The 15,187-nt window shown below is 67.5% G+C and carries 17 protein-coding genes and 1 pseudogene; 10 read left to right on the top strand and 8 right to left on the bottom strand.

What is annotated here, in order from left to right:
* The first annotated feature begins 142 nt into the window (after nt 1-142).
* The 6 genes from C454_RS11075 (at nt 143) to C454_RS11050 (ending at nt 3,961) form a co-directional block, all read left to right on the top strand.
* Entirely contained in the window at nt 143-874 is a 732-nt protein-coding gene (locus tag C454_RS11075; RefSeq protein WP_004975583.1) for an HAD family hydrolase, read from the top strand.
* Nucleotides 871-1,647: an aldo/keto reductase gene (locus C454_RS11070; RefSeq protein WP_004975582.1), complete on the top strand. Its 777-nt coding sequence runs from the start codon at nt 871-873 to the stop codon at nt 1,645-1,647. The genes C454_RS11075 and C454_RS11070 overlap by 4 nt, the downstream gene beginning before the upstream one ends.
* An 85-nt stretch (nt 1,648-1,732) precedes the next feature.
* A complete protein-coding gene (locus C454_RS11065; RefSeq protein WP_004975581.1) occupies nt 1,733-2,437 on the top strand; it encodes an RAD55 family ATPase in 705 nt (234 codons plus the stop codon).
* Nucleotides 2,438-2,450: 13 nt separating this feature from the next.
* Nucleotides 2,451-2,867, top strand: a complete 417-nt coding sequence (locus tag C454_RS11060; protein ID WP_004975580.1) for a hypothetical protein — start codon at nt 2,451-2,453, stop codon at nt 2,865-2,867.
* An 86-nt stretch (nt 2,868-2,953) separates the two neighbouring features.
* A complete protein-coding gene (msrB, locus tag C454_RS11055) occupies nt 2,954-3,355 on the top strand; it encodes a peptide-methionine (R)-S-oxide reductase MsrB (protein ID WP_004975579.1) in 402 nt (133 codons plus the stop codon).
* Nucleotides 3,356-3,688: 333 nt separating this feature from the next.
* Nucleotides 3,689-3,961 (top strand): hypothetical protein, encoded by a 273-nt coding sequence (locus tag C454_RS11050; RefSeq protein ID WP_004975578.1) that lies wholly within the window; start codon nt 3,689-3,691, stop codon nt 3,959-3,961.
* A 144-nt stretch (nt 3,962-4,105) separates the two neighbouring features.
* Here the strand turns inward: C454_RS11050 and C454_RS11045 are convergent, their stop codons facing one another.
* Complete coding sequence (locus C454_RS11045; protein WP_004975577.1) at nt 4,106-4,534, bottom strand: universal stress protein; 429 nt, start codon at nt 4,532-4,534, stop codon at nt 4,106-4,108.
* 125 nt (nt 4,535-4,659) lie between these two features.
* On the bottom strand, nt 4,660-5,478 hold the full coding sequence (locus tag C454_RS11040) for a helix-hairpin-helix domain-containing protein (protein ID WP_004975576.1): 819 nt from the start codon (nt 5,476-5,478) through the stop codon (nt 4,660-4,662).
* Between the two features lie 83 nt (nt 5,479-5,561).
* Between C454_RS11040 and C454_RS11035 the strand changes: the two genes are divergently transcribed.
* Together C454_RS11035 and C454_RS11030 are read left to right on the top strand one after the other, a co-directional pair.
* Nucleotides 5,562-6,581: an NAD-dependent epimerase/dehydratase family protein gene (locus C454_RS11035; RefSeq protein ID WP_004975574.1), complete on the top strand. Its 1,020-nt coding sequence runs from the start codon at nt 5,562-5,564 to the stop codon at nt 6,579-6,581.
* A gap of 105 nt (nt 6,582-6,686) precedes the next feature.
* A complete protein-coding gene (locus C454_RS11030) occupies nt 6,687-6,923 on the top strand; it encodes a hypothetical protein (protein WP_004975573.1) in 237 nt (78 codons plus the stop codon).
* A 141-nt stretch (nt 6,924-7,064) separates the two neighbouring features.
* On the opposite strand, the gene C454_RS11025 is transcribed toward C454_RS11030, so the two are convergent.
* The gene (locus C454_RS11025; protein WP_004975572.1) at nt 7,065-7,673 is read right to left on the bottom strand and encodes a translation initiation factor IF-2 subunit beta; all 609 of its coding nucleotides are present in this window, start codon (nt 7,671-7,673) and stop codon (nt 7,065-7,067) included.
* 139 nt (nt 7,674-7,812) lie between these two features.
* Here C454_RS11025 and C454_RS11020 point away from each other — a divergent pair, with 139 nt between their 5' ends.
* Nucleotides 7,813-8,031, top strand: a complete 219-nt coding sequence (locus tag C454_RS11020; protein WP_004975571.1) for a hypothetical protein — start codon at nt 7,813-7,815, stop codon at nt 8,029-8,031.
* A 62-nt stretch (nt 8,032-8,093) separates the two neighbouring features.
* On the opposite strand, the gene C454_RS11015 is transcribed toward C454_RS11020, so the two are convergent.
* The 3 genes from C454_RS11015 to C454_RS11005 all read right to left on the bottom strand — a co-directional run bounded on the left by C454_RS11015 (nt 8,094) and on the right by C454_RS11005 (nt 10,168).
* Nucleotides 8,094-8,813, bottom strand: a complete 720-nt coding sequence (locus tag C454_RS11015) for a fumarylacetoacetate hydrolase family protein (protein WP_049905113.1) — start codon at nt 8,811-8,813, stop codon at nt 8,094-8,096.
* A 92-nt stretch (nt 8,814-8,905) separates the two neighbouring features.
* Nucleotides 8,906-9,130: a hypothetical protein gene (locus C454_RS11010; RefSeq protein ID WP_004975568.1), complete on the bottom strand. Its 225-nt coding sequence runs from the start codon at nt 9,128-9,130 to the stop codon at nt 8,906-8,908.
* A 195-nt stretch (nt 9,131-9,325) separates the two neighbouring features.
* On the bottom strand, nt 9,326-10,168 hold the full coding sequence (locus tag C454_RS11005) for an ion transporter (protein ID WP_004975567.1): 843 nt from the start codon (nt 10,166-10,168) through the stop codon (nt 9,326-9,328).
* 317 nt (nt 10,169-10,485) lie between these two features.
* Between C454_RS11005 and C454_RS11000 the strand changes: the two genes are divergently transcribed.
* Complete coding sequence (locus C454_RS11000; protein ID WP_049905112.1) at nt 10,486-12,840, top strand: methyl-accepting chemotaxis protein; 2,355 nt, start codon at nt 10,486-10,488, stop codon at nt 12,838-12,840.
* Here the strand turns inward: C454_RS11000 and C454_RS10995 are convergent.
* Together C454_RS10995 and C454_RS10990 are read right to left on the bottom strand one after the other, a co-directional pair.
* Nucleotides 12,811-13,627: pseudogene (locus tag C454_RS10995) on the bottom strand (hypothetical protein). The gene C454_RS11000 and the pseudogene C454_RS10995 overlap by 30 nt on opposite strands.
* 130 nt (nt 13,628-13,757) lie before the next feature.
* A complete protein-coding gene (locus tag C454_RS10990) occupies nt 13,758-15,128 on the bottom strand; it encodes a uracil-xanthine permease family protein (RefSeq protein ID WP_004975563.1) in 1,371 nt (456 codons plus the stop codon).
* Nucleotides 15,129-15,187: the final 59 nt, after the last annotated feature.

Raw genomic sequence — 15,187 nt, 5'->3', positions numbered from 1 at the left:
TGTGAGTCCAGCCAGCATTGGTCAGACGTGAGGCTTCGAGGCGCTAAAAGACTCGCAACGCGGCGGGATTGGGGACCGTGTTCGCGCTCGCGGCCGCGGCCGGAGGCGAAAACGATTCACGTCGCGCCGCCGGAGTCCGGGTATGTACGACTCGGTCATCTTCGACCACGACGGCGTGTTGACCACGCTCGTCGAACTCTCGCCCCTCCGCGACGCGACGTGGGACGCCTTCGCCGAACTCGGCGTCACCGACCCCGACCCGGACCACGTCGAGCAGGTGGTCATCCACGTCTCTCCCGAGGACGTGCGCGCCGCCGCCGAGCCCTACGACCTCGACCCCGAGACGCTGTTCCGCGTCCGCGACGAACGCCAGTCGGCCGCCCAACGGCGGGCCATCGCCGACGGCCGGAAAGTCCCCTACGACGACTTCGACGCGCTCCGCCGCATCGACGCGCCGATGGGCATCGTCTCCAGCAACCAGCAGGCCACCATCGACTTCGTCGTCGACCACCTCGACGCCGCGGACCTGTTCGGCACCGCCTACGGCCGCGAGCCCTCGATGACGAGCCTCCACCGCAAGAAGCCCGAACCCTACTACCTCGAACGCGCCATGGCCGACCTCGGCGTCGACTCGCCGCTGTTCGTCGGCGACAGCGACAGCGACATCGCCGCCGCGGAGGCCGCGGGCGTCGACTCCGCGTTCATCCGCCGGGGCCACCGCGCCGACCACACGCCGACGCCCGACCCGACCCACGAAATCGCCGGCCTCGACGACCTGCTCGAACTCGACGGCGTACCCGTCGTCGGCGACGCGTCCGCCGCGTCTGGTCCCGCGGCCGACGGCGGCCGCGAGGGCGGTGAGTCGTCTCGATGACCCGGTCGCTCCCCCGCATCGGTCTCGGGACGATGGGCCTCGACACGCCCGACGAGGCCGCCGCCGTGACGACGGCGCTGGAGCTTGGTTATCGCCACGTCGACACCGCACAGATTTACGGCAACGAGGCGGTCGTCGGCGACGCGCTCGCGGCCGCCGACGTGCCCCGCGAGGACGTGACGCTCGCCACCAAGGTCTGGGCGGACAGCCTCGCGCCCGCCGACGTTCGCCGGACGACCCGCGAGAGCCTCGACCGGCTCGGCGTCGACGACGTCGACCTCCTGTACGTCCACCGCCCCGTCGACACCTACGACGCCGAGGCGACGCTTGCGGCCTTCGACGAACTCGTCGACGACGGCCTCGTCCGCGGCGTCGGCGTGAGCAACTTCACCGTCGCCGAGTTGGACGAGGCGCTCGACCTGCTCGACGCGCCGCTCGTCGCCCACCAGACGGAGTACCACCCGCTGTTTCAGCGCCCCGAACTCCTCGACCACGCCGAGGAACGCGGTTACGACGTGGTCGCGTACTCGCCGCTTTCGGGGGGCCGCGTCCGCGACGTGGACGAAGTCGTCGCGGTCGCGGAGAAACACGACGCGACGCCCGAGGCGGTGAGCCTCGCGTGGCTGGCCGAAAAGGGGCTGTGTCCCATCCCGAAAGCGTCCAGCGAGCGCCACCTCCGGGCGAACCTCGACGCCGTCTCGCTGGAACTCGACGCGGCCGACGTGGCGGCCATCGACAGTATCGAATCTGAAGTCGAACTGTTCCCCGAGTGACGAGTCGTCCGCCGGCGCCGTCTCGAAGTCTCAATTTCGATACTAGTCCCGGAACGATTATAATAAGACGGGCGAGTGTCCGACCATGCGGATTCCGAGTGGGGTAAGCGGGTTCGACGAGCTCATCCAGGGTGGCTTCCTCCCGCGCCGACTGTACGTACTGAGCGGACCGCCGGGGAGCGGGAAGACGACGTTCACGGCGCAGTTCATGGCCGAGGGGCTTCGTAACGGCGAGAAGTGCATGTACATCACCATGCACGAGACCGAAGACGAGCTGATAAACGACATGTCGAGTTTCGACTTCGGCTTCGAGACGCTCGCCAGTTCCGAGGGCTTTCGCTTCATCAACCTCGTGAGCCCGAAGGGGAAACACATCCTCAACCAGTTCTCCCAGACCGGGGGGTCGTCGAGCGTCCAGAGCCTCACCGACAAAATCGTCGCGTTCGTCAACTCCCGGCAGGTCGACCGCCTCGTCATCGACTCGACGATGTTGCTCCGGCTGTTTTTCGCCAACGGCTCCGAGGAGATGACGCGGTTTCTGACGGCGCTCAAGCAGGGCGACGCCACGACGCTTCTCATCTCCGAGATGACCGACCCCTCGTCGTACTCCGACGAGCACTTCCTCGCTCACGGCGTGGTGTTCTTCCACAACTATCTGGAGGCGACGGGGATGACGCGCGGCATTCAGGTCATCAAGATGCGCGGGACGAACATCGACTGCGACATCCGGTCGCTCGACTTCACCGACAACGGACTGGTCGTCGACCCCCGGTCGAAGGTCGACCTCTGAGGTAACCACAACAATGTACGAACGGGTCTTCGGAACGGACTGGCGGACGATTTCGGACGAGGAGGCCATCCGCCGGATGTACGCCCTCGGCGTCTCCAGCGCGCTCGGTCACCCGAACCGCGGCGAGTTCGAGCGCATCCGCCGGCAGGCCGGCACGGCCTACGGCCGGAGCGTCCTCCAACTCGCCTTCGAGGAGGGGAAACAGCGGGTCGCCCGCAACGAGTCGGAGTACGACTCGAAACAGGACGTCTGGGAGGCGCTCGTCGACGAGGAGACATCGCCCTCCACGGCGGGGCGCGCCGACGTGACGATGCAGAAGCCGACGGACAAACAGGGCATTCCCAAAGCCGTCGGCCGAGCGTCCGTCCTCGACGGCGGCGGCGACGACTTCTCTCGGATTCGGCTGCCGGAGTTCCTCCGACGCGGGTAGCCGACCGACCTCCGACGCGGGTAGCCGACTGACCTCCGACGCGGGTAGCCGACGAGCCTTTGGGCGTTCGAACCCTCTTTCGACGTATGAGCGATAGCGAATTCAGCCTCTCGGAGTCAGAGTGGCGCGAGCGACTCTCGGAGGACGCCTACCGCGTCCTCCGCGAGCAGGGGACCGAGCCGCGGTTCTCCGGCGAGCACGTCGACCGGAGTGACGACGGCGTCTACCGCTGTGCCGGCTGTGGAACGGAGCTGTTCGACTCGGAGACGAAGTACGACTCGAACTGCGGGTGGCCGAGCTTCTACGCCGCCGAGGACTCGAACATCGAGCTTCGACGCGACCTGAGCCACGGGATGGACCGCACCGAGGTCGTCTGTTCGACCTGCGGCGGCCACCTCGGCCACGTCTTCGACGACGGCCCGGAGCCGACCGGCAAGCGCTTCTGTATCAACTCGGTCGCGCTCGATTTCGAGTCGGACGAGGAGTAAGACTCGGCGGTTCGGAGACCGGACCGACGCACTCGCCGCCGCCCTCACGCCGCCCTCACGCCGACCGCCGATGTGCGTCTGTCGGGGTCTGTTCTCTGTTTTCCTCGTCGCCCGGGGACAGAAGAGCCGGTTCCGAACCAGACCGCGGCTTCGCGGTGCATCCGCCCGAGGTTAGGCTCGACTTAGGCCGAAAACCGCCCGACCGTCGGGTGCGAGCCGACGGTGCCCGCGCCACGTCGAGAATCGCGGTATCACGGCGGTAGGGCGGGTCTAACGCTCGTCTCCTGCGAGTAGCCGACACGTACCAAATTAGGATGGCGACGTACGAGAGGTATGTCTCGCAGCTACCCGGTCCGCCGCCACCCGACTCGGCGGAGTCCCCCGTTCACGCCCTACGCCCTCGTCGTCGCCGGCCTCGTAACGTTCTGTATCGCCGTCCTCGCCCCCGTCGCCGACCTCTCGGCGGGCATGTCGGTGATGAACGTCGCCGCCAGCGGGACGACCCCGACGCTCGACGGCGGCACGCTCGTCCTCAGCGGCGGCCTGCTTCTCATCAGCGCCGCCTCGACGTTCTTCGGCGTCCTCCTGTTGCTCCTGCGACTCTGAATCGAGGGGTCCGGGCCCGGGCCGGAAACGCGACGAGAATCGGGGATTGACCGACCCCGGCGAGAATCGGGGACAGACGCGAGACACGGGACCACGGAACCCGCTTTACGGTTGCGACGCACTCGCTCGCCCGGCGCGGGCGGATTACCGCCGCTCGATGGGGGTGGCGAGCACGGGAATCTTCGACTGGACGACGACCGACCGCGAGACGCTTCCGAGGATGTTGTCCTCGAAGCGCGCGTGGGTGCCCATCGAGATGAGCGCCGCGTCTATCTCCTCGGCGAACGCGAGAATCTCCTCGGCCGGGTCGCCGCGGCGGAGTTCCGTGGCGGCGTCGACGCCGTACTCGGCCATCGTCTCGGCGGCCTCGGCGAGCGCGGCTTCGCCCTGCGACCTGAGTTCCTCGTACACCTCGTCGACGCGCTCGTCGGCGAGCGTCAGGAAGGCGCGTTCGTCGACGACGTAGAGCAGGGAGACGGCGGCGTCGCGCTCTGCGGCGAGTTCCGCGGCGTCTTCGACGACCGGCTGCATCGAGTCGCTCCCGTCTATCGGCACGAGGATTGTGTCGTACATCAACTGGGAGTTAGGCGGGGACAGTATCACCCTCTTCGCCAGTTCCCGCGCGATGGGAACTACGCGGGACGAGGGACGGACCTCGCGGGGAGACGCGGCTCCGGAAACGGAAGCGGTGCGGGCGGCTACTCGTCACCGGTCGCGTCGTCGGCGTCGGTCTCGTTTTCGGTGCGCGCGTCACTCTCCGGTTCGGGGTCGCTTTCCGACGCCAGTCGCTCGGCGTACCGCTCGGCCCGCCGTTTCCAGTCGGTAACCCGTCGGGCCGACACGTCCGCGGCCGCGGCGAGTTCCTCGTCAGACGCCTCGCGGAGCGCCGACACGGTGTCGATGCCCGCCGCCCGGAGCCGAGTCGCGTACGCCTCGCCGATGCCGCGGATGTTCCGCGGGTCCTCGGGGTCCCGCGCTTCCTCGTCGGCGGCTTCGGCACCCACGCCGCCCGCCGAGACGACCGTCGCCAACTGTTCGGTCATCGCGTCCACGCGACCGTCGAGGCCGTCCACTCGGCCTTCGACCTCGTCGATGCGCGCCGCGAGGTCTTCGTGGGTGTGTTCGTTCTTCCCGTCGGCGACGGCGCTCACGCCCGCGACGTCCGGGTCGACGCCGGCTTCGGCGATGGTCGGGTCGGCGTCGTCGTCGCGGTCGGCCGTCTCGCTGTCTCCGGTGTCGTGTCCGTCGCCGTCGGCATCGACTTCCCCTTCACCCTCGTCGTCTCCGGACGCGTCGTCCGCGTCGTCGGTGTCGTCGTCTCGGTCTCCGACGCCACCTTCGGCGAGCGAGTCGCCCGGCTCCACGTCGTCGGGGAGGACGTACACCAGCGCGTCCGCCGGCACGTAGCCGACGACCTGTTTTCGCTTCTTGTCGGCCGTGAGGACGACCCCGCCGGAGTCGAGCGCCTTGTAGCCGCCGCACTCGAAGCTCGTCCCGTCAGTGAGATATACCTTCATAATCGATTATTCGCTTTGCGGCGAGATGAGTGTTGTCGCCCCGCAGTCGGGGGTTTATCACCGTTCGCAGCGCCTCACGACGCATGGACGTGTTCGTCATCGGCGGAACCGGACTGCTCGGCACGGGAATCGTTCGGCGACTCGTCGCCGCCGGCCACGACGTGACCAGCCTCCAGCGGGGCGAGACCGACGACGACCTCCCGTCGGGCGTCGAACGGGTCGCCGGCGACCGCGACGACCCGTCGGTGCTTCGCGGCGCGATTCGGGACGCGAGCCCCGAAGTCGTCGTCGACATGGCGTGTTTCGACGCCGAGACCGCCCGCGAGGCAATCGAAATCTGCCGAAGCGTCGTCGACCGCTACGTCTTCTGCAGCACCATCGACGTGTATCACCGGCCGCCGCCGAGAAACCCCGTCACCGAATCGAGCCCGCGGAACCCGCCGGTCAGCGACTACGCGGCCGGGAAAATCGCCGCCGAAGACGCGTTCTTCGACGCGCACGACCCCGACGGGTTCGAGGTGGTCGTCCTCCGCCCGTGGAACACCTACGGCGAGGGCGGGACGCTCGTCCACACGCTCGGCACGGACTCGTCGTACATCGACCGAATCCGTGAGGGGAAGCCGGTCATCGTCCACGGCGACGGCACCTCGCTGTGGGGGCCGTGTCACCGTGACGACGTGGCGCGGGCGTTCGTCGGCGCGGTCGAGCGTCCGGGCGTCGGCGGCCGCGCCTACAACGTCACGAGCGAGGAGACGATGACGTGGAACCAGTACCACGAGCGCGTCGCGGCCGCGCTCGACGCGCCCGAACCCGACCTCGTCCACGTCCCGACCGAGGTGCTCCGCGCGGTCGCGCCCGACCGGACGCGGATGCTCCGGGACCACTTCCGGTACAGCACCGTCTTCGACAACAGCCGGGCGCAGGCCGACCTCGGATTCCGCTACACGGTCGCGTTCGAGGACGGTGTCCGCGAGGTGGTGTCGTGGCTGGACGACCACGATGAGGTCGAGCCCTGGGACGCCGACCCGCTCTCGGACGACCTCGCGGCCGCGTGGCGGGATTCGACCGACGCGTTCGTCGCGGGGTTCGAGTCTGGCGAGTAGGCCCGTCGGTCGTCGCGGTGGCAAGCCGAGAACGGGGGAGGCCATCGCTCCCGCGTCGTAGGAACGAGCGTCGCCTTTTCACCGATTCCGCCCCGATATGTGGATATGCTCCGAGCTCTGCTGGCGGCGTTCGGTCTGGTTGAACTGCTCGTTCCGGACAAACTAATCGCCGTGTTGACGCGCCTCGCCTACGAGGACGGCGGCGAGATGACGGTGAAGCCGTGGGTGGTGACGGCGGCGCGAGTAGAGGGAGCGGTGTTCCTCCTCGTCGCGCTGTTCGGCCTCCGCGGTCGGTGCGGCGGTGAGGCCGGTGAGAGCGGCGAGGCCGGCGAAGACGAATAACTGCGTCTCGCGGGCGTCGCCGACGTCGGTGAACCGGCCCGCGAAAGAAGCGACCGCGGCGAGAGAATATGAGACTGTGCGCGGAAATCGGTCGCCGAGCGACTCGTGTTCCGCCGCGTCGGTGCGACGCGTGCGTCCGGCTCAGGCGAGTCGCGCGAACGCGAGCGACCCGCTCGTGTTCTTGATGTAGACGCGGACGGTCTGTCCTTCCTGCGCGCCGGGCACGAAGATGGTGTACTTCCCGCGCTGGGCGACGCCGTCGCCCTTGCGGCCGGTCCCGGTGATTTCGACCTCGTAGGTGCGACCCTCTTCGACGGCCTCGCGCTGGCGCTTGTTGCTCACGCTGGAGCGCTTCTGGACCGGGCGGAACGCACCACAGGCCTCACAGCGAAGCATGTCGACGCCGTCCTCGGTGACGAGGCGGGTGTCCGGCAGGCCACACTCCGAGCAGATGACGTACTCCTCGACGTAGCCGTCGATGGCCTCCTCGAAGTCGTTGATGGAGAACGACCCGCTGTAGCGGGCGCGGTCGCCTTCCAGCTGACCGCTCGTCCCGAGCGTGCGCTGGATGGCGCTGTGGAGGTGTGCGGGCGTCCGCGAGAGCGCGTCCGCGATCTCCCCGAGGTTGGTGAGGCGGGTGAACGCGCCGTCGGTCTCGCCGGACGGGTCCGGCACTTTGAGGCGTTCCTGTTCGACGTTTCGTTCCGGTAGGACGTTGAGCGCTCGGTCGAGCGCAGTCTGATACTCCATAGGGGTTCGAGTGTCTGGCGACGTATAGCCGTTCCGTGACCGTCCTCCCCGCGGCACCGACGCGTCGGCGTTCGTTTCACCTCCTTCGACGGCGGAACCGAGCGCCACGCCTTCGCCGCTGGCTCTCCAACGCTCCTCCATGGGCTACACGTGGCAGTACTACGACCTCGTACTCCTCGGCATCCTCGGGAGCCTCGTCGCCGGCGTCGTCGCCGGCCGACTCACCTCGATGGAGCCGCAGACGACGCTCGTCGGCTTCAGCGCCCTCGCGGCCGTCGTGATGGCGCACGGCCTGTTCGTCAACGGTCCCGTGGACGAGCCGGGCGACCTCACGGACGAGGTCGAGGCGCTGAACTGAGCCGGGCGACCTGACGACCGTCGGTCGTCCGCTCACACCTCGTCGTCTCGCCGCGCGCCTCCTTACTCGCCGTCGACGACGCTGTTCGTGAGCGTTCCGACGCCCTCGTACCAGATTTCCACGTCGTCGCCGGCCTCGACCAGTCCGGGGTTCGCCGGGCTGCCGAACGAGATCACGTCGCCCGGCTGGAAGGTGTAGCGCTCCGAGAGGAACGAGACGACCTCGGCGGGCGAAAAGAGCATCCGCTCGGTGTTCGCTTCCTGCCGGAGTTCACCGCCGACGTGGGTCGTCATGTCGATGTTCGCGGGCTCCACGTCGGTCTCTATCCACGGGCCGAGCGGCCCGGAGCCGTCGAAGGCCTTCCGGGCGGTCCGGCCGGGCTGGTCGAGCGCGTCGAGGTCGTTGAGAATCGTGTAGCCGCGGACCACGTCGGACACGTCTTCCTCGGCCACGTCCGAGCACTCGCGGTCGATGACGGCCGCCAGTTCGCCGGCGTAGGTCAGTTCGTCGGTCCAGTCGGGGTACTCGATGTCCGCGCCGGGGTCGAGCACCGACACCGGCGGCTTGATGAACCAGTCCGGCTGGTCGGGAATATCGTAGTCCATCTGGTCGACCGTCGCCGCGTAGTTCCGACCCACGCAGTAGAGCGCGGTCGGCTCGCAGGGCGCGAGCAACTCGGCGTCGACGCCGACTTCGTACTCCTCGCCGTCGGCCGTTACGACGCCGTCGTCGTACCGACCCGACACCACTCCGTCGTCGGTTCGAATCCGTGCCAATCGCATCGCTCTCCCGTCGGTCGGCCACTCACTTCAAGCGACGTGTCTCCGCAAGTGAACGGAGACGGGAACGGCCACGGATGCGCCGCCGACGCACCTCAGTCGGACGCGGACTCCCGGTTCATCCGGGGCATCGACCGGTTCTCGCGGTCGACGAGGTTGTGGATGCGCTCGGTGCGCGTCGATTCGAACTGGCGCTGACACCGGGCGACGCCCGACGCGGGGTCGGTGCGGTCGGCGTTGGGGCGAGTCTCGCCCTCGGTGGTCGGGTCGCGGTCTGTTCGCAGGGTCGGTTCGTAGGTCGGGGTGGCGTTTGTGCTCACGATTTTGGATGGTTCGGGTCGGTCGGACGGCTGTGCGGCGACGAGAAGAGTTAGCGAAGTACGCGTACGACCGACATTGTTGTACCCGGCAGTACAGACCAATCTGTAATAAATATTCATGTTCGAACAGCGGCGGCGGTTCGACCCGCGGTTGTGACCGCGTCGCGGCCGCGTTCGTTCACCCGCGAGTCGTACTCACTCCCGCGAGTCGTACTCCTGATAGATGACGTGGCCGCAGGACTTGCAGTGGGAGGCGTCGGCGTCGTGGTAGGCCAGCCCGCAGTTCTGGCAGGTGACGTTGACCTTGTCGCGGTGGCCCCACTCCTTGACGATTTTGCTCGCCTGCCACGGGATGAGGATGACGCCCGCGAGGATGGCGGCGACCGTCACCCACCGCCCCGCCTCGGTCACCGGGACGATGTCGCCGAAGCCGACCGTCGAGAGCGCGACGACGATGAAGTAAAACGCGTCGCCGAACGTCCCGATGCCGGGGTTCACTCGGTGTTCGAACGAGTAGAACATCCCCGCGGCGACGAAGAAGATGGTGAGCACCGTCAACAGCAGTTTCATCACGCGGAGCGTGCCGACCGAGACGGTGCCGAAGAAGAACTCCTCGTCGCGCGTGAAGCGGTAGAACCGGAGGACGCGGACCACGCGAATCGCCCGCAGGAAGCCGATGTTGGCGGCGACCGACGAGATGGGAAGCGCGAGCACCGCCAGCGTCGGCAAGATAGCCAGCAGGTCGACGAACGAGTAGACGTTGAACAGTTCGGCGGTCCGGTCCCGCGCGCCGTAGAGTCGGAGGAGGTACTCCGCGAGGAACACGAGAGAGACGGCGGCCTCGACGGACCAGAGCGTCGACTGGAGCGACGCCGAAAGCGGGTAGGTCTCTACGACGAACACCCCGACGAAAAGCAGGTTGAGTGCGAGGAGCGCGATGTCGATGGCCTTGCCGACCGCGGTCCGGTGGTCGAGAAGATAGAATCTGACCACGTCTCGCGGCGTCTCGCGACGCGACCCCCGCGCGTGACCGTCCATGGCTCGTCTTCGGCGGTGAGATACTTATACCGTTGCTCGCGGGATACTCCGCTCGTTTTCGATTTTGAAACTATATACTCTGAAAATCGATATCGCCGAAGACATCCGGACGAGTCTCTCACCCATCGCTCGAATCGGGCTAGTGCTATCGAAGCAACAACGGGAAAAAGCAGATATAGGGCGTTTATTCTCGCGTCTCGTCTCCGGTTATGCTCGACTTCGGCCGGCGATTTGGGTGTTCTATCCATGTGGATATTTGCTCAATTATATCTATATAGTAGACGAATTTATCACAGATGAAACGAAACTCCCGCTCGATGGGAGAACGCTGGTCACGCCTTCGGGACGCGCTTCCCGACGGCCTATCAGACAGACTCGGCGACCGATTCCCGCGGCCGTCCGTCTCGGCGGCGGTCCCGCGGGCGATTCGCCGCACCTACGCCCGGAAGTTCTTCGCCGCCGTCCTCGTCGCCATGGTGGTGATGGCGGGCGCCGGCGCAGTCACCTACACGCAGGTCCACGACACGCTCGACGCGCAGGTCGAACAACAGCTCACGGCGACCGCGGACCTGCAGGCCGACGGGCTCGAATCGTGGCTCGCCAGCAAGCGTCTCCAGACCCGCACCACGTCTTCGACGTGGCAGTTCCAACTCGGCAACTCGCAGGCGGCCAGTAGCTATCTCTTTCAGCGGAGCGGCGAACTCGGTCAGTCCGACGTGACGGCCATCCACTACGTCGACTACGCAACCGGCGAAATCAAAGAGAGCACCGCCAGTTCGCTGGAGGGCGAGTCGGCCGCCGCGGTCGGCCTCCCGTGGGACGACCTCGAACGGAATGTCAACCCCGAGCCCGAGCGGGTGTACGTCTCCTCGTCGACCTTCCGGTCGCCGGTCGACGACGAGGTGTCGTTCGTCCTCGCGAGCAAGCCACCGGAGAACGCCGAGTCGGTCGTCCTCGTCACCGTCAGCCTCCCGGCCCGGCTCGCGGCGACCGAGCAGACGATGGCCGGAAGCGAGAGCACGCTCTACGGCGCAGACGGGACGACCATCGTCACGACGGCCGAAAACGGGAGTGTTGCACCCCCCGACGACGGCCTGCTTGCGAACGGGGATGCGGCCACCTTCCGAACCTCCGGCGGGGACGTCGTCGCGTACACCGAACTCGACGGCGTGGACTGGACGCTCTCGACGGCGGTCCCTGCCGCCAGCGCCTACGGCGTCCGCGACCGCGTCGGCGGCGGCCTCCTCGCGACGATACTCGTCGCGCTCGGCTCGCTGGGTGCCGTGGCGGTCGTCGTCGGCCGGCGAACCACGCGGACGCTCGACGAACTGACCGCACGCGCCGAGGAGATGTCGGACGGCGACCTCGACGTGGACCTCGAAACCGACCGCATCGACGAGTTCGGAACGCTGTACGACTCCTTCGACGAGATGCGTGCGTCCCTGCGAACGAGTCTGAACGAGGCAGAGACCCTCAACGACCACCTCGAAGCGAAGGCGGAGGAGTACCGCGCAGTCATGGAGCGCTGTGCCGACGGCGACGTCGCCTGCCGGATGGACCCCGACTCCGAGAGCGCCGCGATGGGCGACATCGCGCGGGCGTACAACCGGACGATGGACGAACTCGGGGCGGTCATCGCCGACGCGCAGACCTTCAGCCGGGCGGTGGCGGAGTCGAGCGCGGCGACGAGCACGGGCGTCGCCGAGGTGAACGACGCCGGCGAGGCGGTCGCCGAGTCGATGACCGACATCCTCGACGACGCGGTCCGACAGGACGAACACCTCGACGACGTGGCCGAGCGCGTCAACGACTTCTCGGCGACGATTCAGCAGGTGAGCGCCTCGGCCGCGTCGGTCGCCGACAACGCCGAGGCCGCCGTCTCCCGCGGCGAACGCGGCCGCGACGCGGCCGACGAGGCGATTTTGGAGCTCCGTGCTATCGAGACGGCGACCGACCGCACGGTCGAGCAGGTCGAGGAACTGGCGTCCGCCGTCACCGACATCGAGGACGTGGTGGCGTTCATCGACGGACTCGCCTCGCAGACGCACATCCTCGCGCTCAACGCCTCCATCGAGGCGGCTCACGCGGGCGAGGCGGGTGACGGCTTCGCCGTCGTCGCCGACGAGGTGAAGGGACTCGCCGAGGAGACGCAGGAGGCGACCGGGCGAATCGGCGCCTCAATCGACCGCGTGCGCGAGCAGGCCGAGGCGACAGCCGCGGACATCAGACAGACGCGGATGCGGGTCGGTGAGGGCTCCGAGACCATCGAGGAGGCCGTCGAGGCCATCGACACCATCGTTGACGACGCGACCGACACCTCGGAGGGAGTTCGGGAGATTCGCCGCGCGACCGACCGGCAGGCCGAGGCGACGACCGAGGTCGCCGCCATGGTCGAAGACGTGTCCGCCATCAGCGACCGGACCAGCGCCGGCGCACGCGAGGCCGCGGCGGCGACCGAAGAACAGACGGCGGCGCTCGCATCGGTCGCGGAGCGGGTGGACAGACTCGCCGAGCGCGCCGGTGACCTCCAGGTCGCGCTCGACTGCTTCGACGTTGCGGACGACGGGGCGGCCCCAGCCGTGGAGGCGCTCCCGAGCGCGACGGAAGCGCGGGTCGACGGCGGCGACTCGGCGGCGACCGCCTCAGAGGACGATAGCACCCTCGGGGAGTAGCTCACGCTCGGTTCGCCGCGCCTCCTCGCCCTCCTCGACGAGCGTCGGCTCGTCGACCGGCTCGGAAAACCGGTTCGGGTCCGGTTCGACCCGTTTGAGCATCCGACGAGAACACCGGTCCCTTGCGGCCGCCGGCCGAGGTGATGCCGCCGTACTTCCGCTCCTCGAACGTGGACTCGTCGGGACTGGGGAACTCCTCGCGAATTATCTGTGCGGTGTCTCTGATGTACTCGGCGGCCTCCTTCTGCGAGTAGAGGCTCTCGTTGTAGTAGCGCTCGGCGTACTCGTCGTCGAGCTCCTCGGTGGAGTGCTCCGGCGACTCGTAGAGGACGGACTCCGTGGTCGTGTGGCCGCTGGCGAAGCGGATGTTGACCGTAAAGCAGTCGGGATACCGCAGGATGATGGGGAAAAACAGCATGTCGGTGACGGTGATTCGCTGTTGCATCCGCCAGAGTCCCTCGAAGTAGTAGGCCGTGAGCGCACCGACGCGGTCGTCTCGCTCCCCGCGGTTGTACGCCATCGCTATCTCCTCGTAGTCGTCGCCGGCGATGTGGCGACAGCGCCGCTTGTAACTCTTCGCAATGCCTTCGAGTTGCGTCTCGTAGGCTTCGAGCAGGGGGATGTCGGGGTCGGCGAGCATGTCCGCCTTCCGCTCTTGGGCGTCAGCGATGTTCATCATGTTCTCGTGGAACAGCCGCTCGGCGTCCTCGTCCGGCAGGGGCGTTCTAACCGCCTGCCGGTACAGTACCCGCGTATCCCCGTTGAATGTGACCCGCTGCTCGCTCATCTCGTGAAGATGTAATGCGGCGAGAAGAAATGAATTCGTTGGTAATCCGGACGGTTTCCCGACAGTCGTGAGACATGAAATATAAACCGCCTATTGAAACCGGAACCAGTTGCTATCTGTTCGATGCGTATCAGTCGTCGGTTGACGTGCGACCGTCCGCGGCGACCGACTCGTCCGCCGCGTCGAAAAGCGGGCTCTGGTCGCCCGGCGCGAGCGTGTTGAGCACGAGCGCCGTCAGCGCAGTCACGATGACCGGCTGACTGAAGAACGTCGCGGCGGCCTGCGGGAGCCCCGAAAGCGCGTCGGGTCGCGTGGCGACGCCCAGACCGAGGCCGAGCGAGGCGGCGACGACGACCATGTTCCGCCGGTTGAGGTTCGTGTGGAGGAAGACGAGACGGACGCCGCTGGCGGCGACCATCCCGGCCATGAGCAGGACCGCGCCGCCGAAGACGGCGCTCGGGATGGTCGCGACCGCCGCGCCGACCTTCGGGCTGAGCCCGAGAATGGCGAGGGCGACGCCCGCGATGCCGACGACGTACCGGCTCATCACGCCGGTGAAGTTGACGATGCCGACGTTCTGCGAGAACGAGGTGACCGGGAACGCGCCGAACACCGACGCGATAGAGCTCATGAAGCCGTCGGTGAACAGGCCGCCGCGGAACTCCTCGTCGGTCGGGTTGCGGCCCTCGGCGGCGGTGATGCCGGACATGTCGCCGACGGTCTCCATCGCGGAGACGAGAAACAGGAACGCGAAGGTGACGATGGGGACCGGTTCGAAGCTGACGCCGAACGCGCCGGGGCGGGGAATCGCGAACCACGCCGCGTCGGCGATGGGAGAGAAGTCGACCACGCCGAGCGGGACGGCGACGGCGTAGCCGACGGCGATACCGACGAGCGTGCTCAGGAGTCGCGTGATGCCGTCGGTAAAGAGGTTGAGCGCGATAGCGACGCCGAGGACGAGCGCCGCGAGACCGATGTTGTGCGCCGCGCCGTAGTCGGCGGCGCCGACCCCGCCGGCGGCGTAGTCCATGCCGACCGGGACGAGGTAGAGCCCGATGATGACGACGACGAGCCCCGTCACCAGCGGCGGGAAGAACGGTTTGATGCGGTCGAACTGCCAGCCGATGAGCCCCTCGACGAGGAAGCCGGTGACGAGAATCGCGCCGAACACCGCGCTCAGGCCGTAGTCGACGCCGATAGTCGTCGCCGCGCCGACGAAGGTGAAGCTCGTCCCCATCACGATGGGGAGCCGCGAGCCGACCGGCCCGACGGCGTACGCCTGTACCACGGTCGCGAGCCCCGAAAACAGGAGCACCATCTGGACCACGTAGGCCGTGTCGGCGACGCCGAGGCCGACCGCGCCCGCGACGATGAACGCCACGGCGGTCGCCGGGACGATCATCACCGAGACGTGCTGTATCCCGAGGAGAATCGACTCCAGCAACGGCGGCCGGTCGTCGATTTCGTATTCGAGGCCGAGTTCACCGCTGTCGTCTGCCATCTGTACTCGCCACGAGCGACCCCCGTTCAATAATAGTTTCGCGTTCGAGCGTATTTCAC

The organism is Haloferax gibbonsii ATCC 33959, assembly GCF_000336775.1.
Classification (GTDB): Archaea; Halobacteriota; Halobacteria; order Halobacteriales; family Haloferacaceae; genus Haloferax; species Haloferax gibbonsii.
This window is presented reverse-complemented; position numbering and strand designations above follow the sequence as displayed.

Coding starts and splice junctions, on each gene's coding strand:
- C454_RS11060 (WP_004975580.1), top strand. CDS start 2,451: ATGTACGAACGGGTCTTCGGAACGGACTGGCGGACGATTTCGGACGAG.
- C454_RS11025 (WP_004975572.1), bottom strand. CDS start 7,673: ATGGAGTATCAGACTGCGCTCGACCGAGCGCTCAACGTCCTACCGGAA.
- C454_RS11040 (WP_004975576.1), bottom strand. CDS start 5,478: ATGAAGGTATATCTCACTGACGGGACGAGCTTCGAGTGCGGCGGCTAC.
- C454_RS11015 (WP_049905113.1), bottom strand. CDS start 8,813: ATGCGATTGGCACGGATTCGAACCGACGACGGAGTGGTGTCGGGTCGG.
- C454_RS11030 (WP_004975573.1), top strand. CDS start 6,687: ATGCTCCGAGCTCTGCTGGCGGCGTTCGGTCTGGTTGAACTGCTCGTT.
- C454_RS11005 (WP_004975567.1), bottom strand. CDS start 10,168: ATGGACGGTCACGCGCGGGGGTCGCGTCGCGAGACGCCGCGAGACGTG.
- C454_RS11075 (WP_004975583.1), top strand. CDS start 143: ATGTACGACTCGGTCATCTTCGACCACGACGGCGTGTTGACCACGCTC.
- msrB (WP_004975579.1), top strand. CDS start 2,954: ATGAGCGATAGCGAATTCAGCCTCTCGGAGTCAGAGTGGCGCGAGCGA.
- C454_RS11050 (WP_004975578.1), top strand. CDS start 3,689: ATGTCTCGCAGCTACCCGGTCCGCCGCCACCCGACTCGGCGGAGTCCC.
- C454_RS11000 (WP_049905112.1), top strand. CDS start 10,486: ATGGGAGAACGCTGGTCACGCCTTCGGGACGCGCTTCCCGACGGCCTA.
- C454_RS11020 (WP_004975571.1), top strand. CDS start 7,813: ATGGGCTACACGTGGCAGTACTACGACCTCGTACTCCTCGGCATCCTC.
- C454_RS11045 (WP_004975577.1), bottom strand. CDS start 4,534: ATGTACGACACAATCCTCGTGCCGATAGACGGGAGCGACTCGATGCAG.
- C454_RS10990 (WP_004975563.1), bottom strand. CDS start 15,128: ATGGCAGACGACAGCGGTGAACTCGGCCTCGAATACGAAATCGACGAC.
- C454_RS11070 (WP_004975582.1), top strand. CDS start 871: ATGACCCGGTCGCTCCCCCGCATCGGTCTCGGGACGATGGGCCTCGAC.
- C454_RS11065 (WP_004975581.1), top strand. CDS start 1,733: ATGCGGATTCCGAGTGGGGTAAGCGGGTTCGACGAGCTCATCCAGGGT.
- C454_RS11035 (WP_004975574.1), top strand. CDS start 5,562: ATGGACGTGTTCGTCATCGGCGGAACCGGACTGCTCGGCACGGGAATC.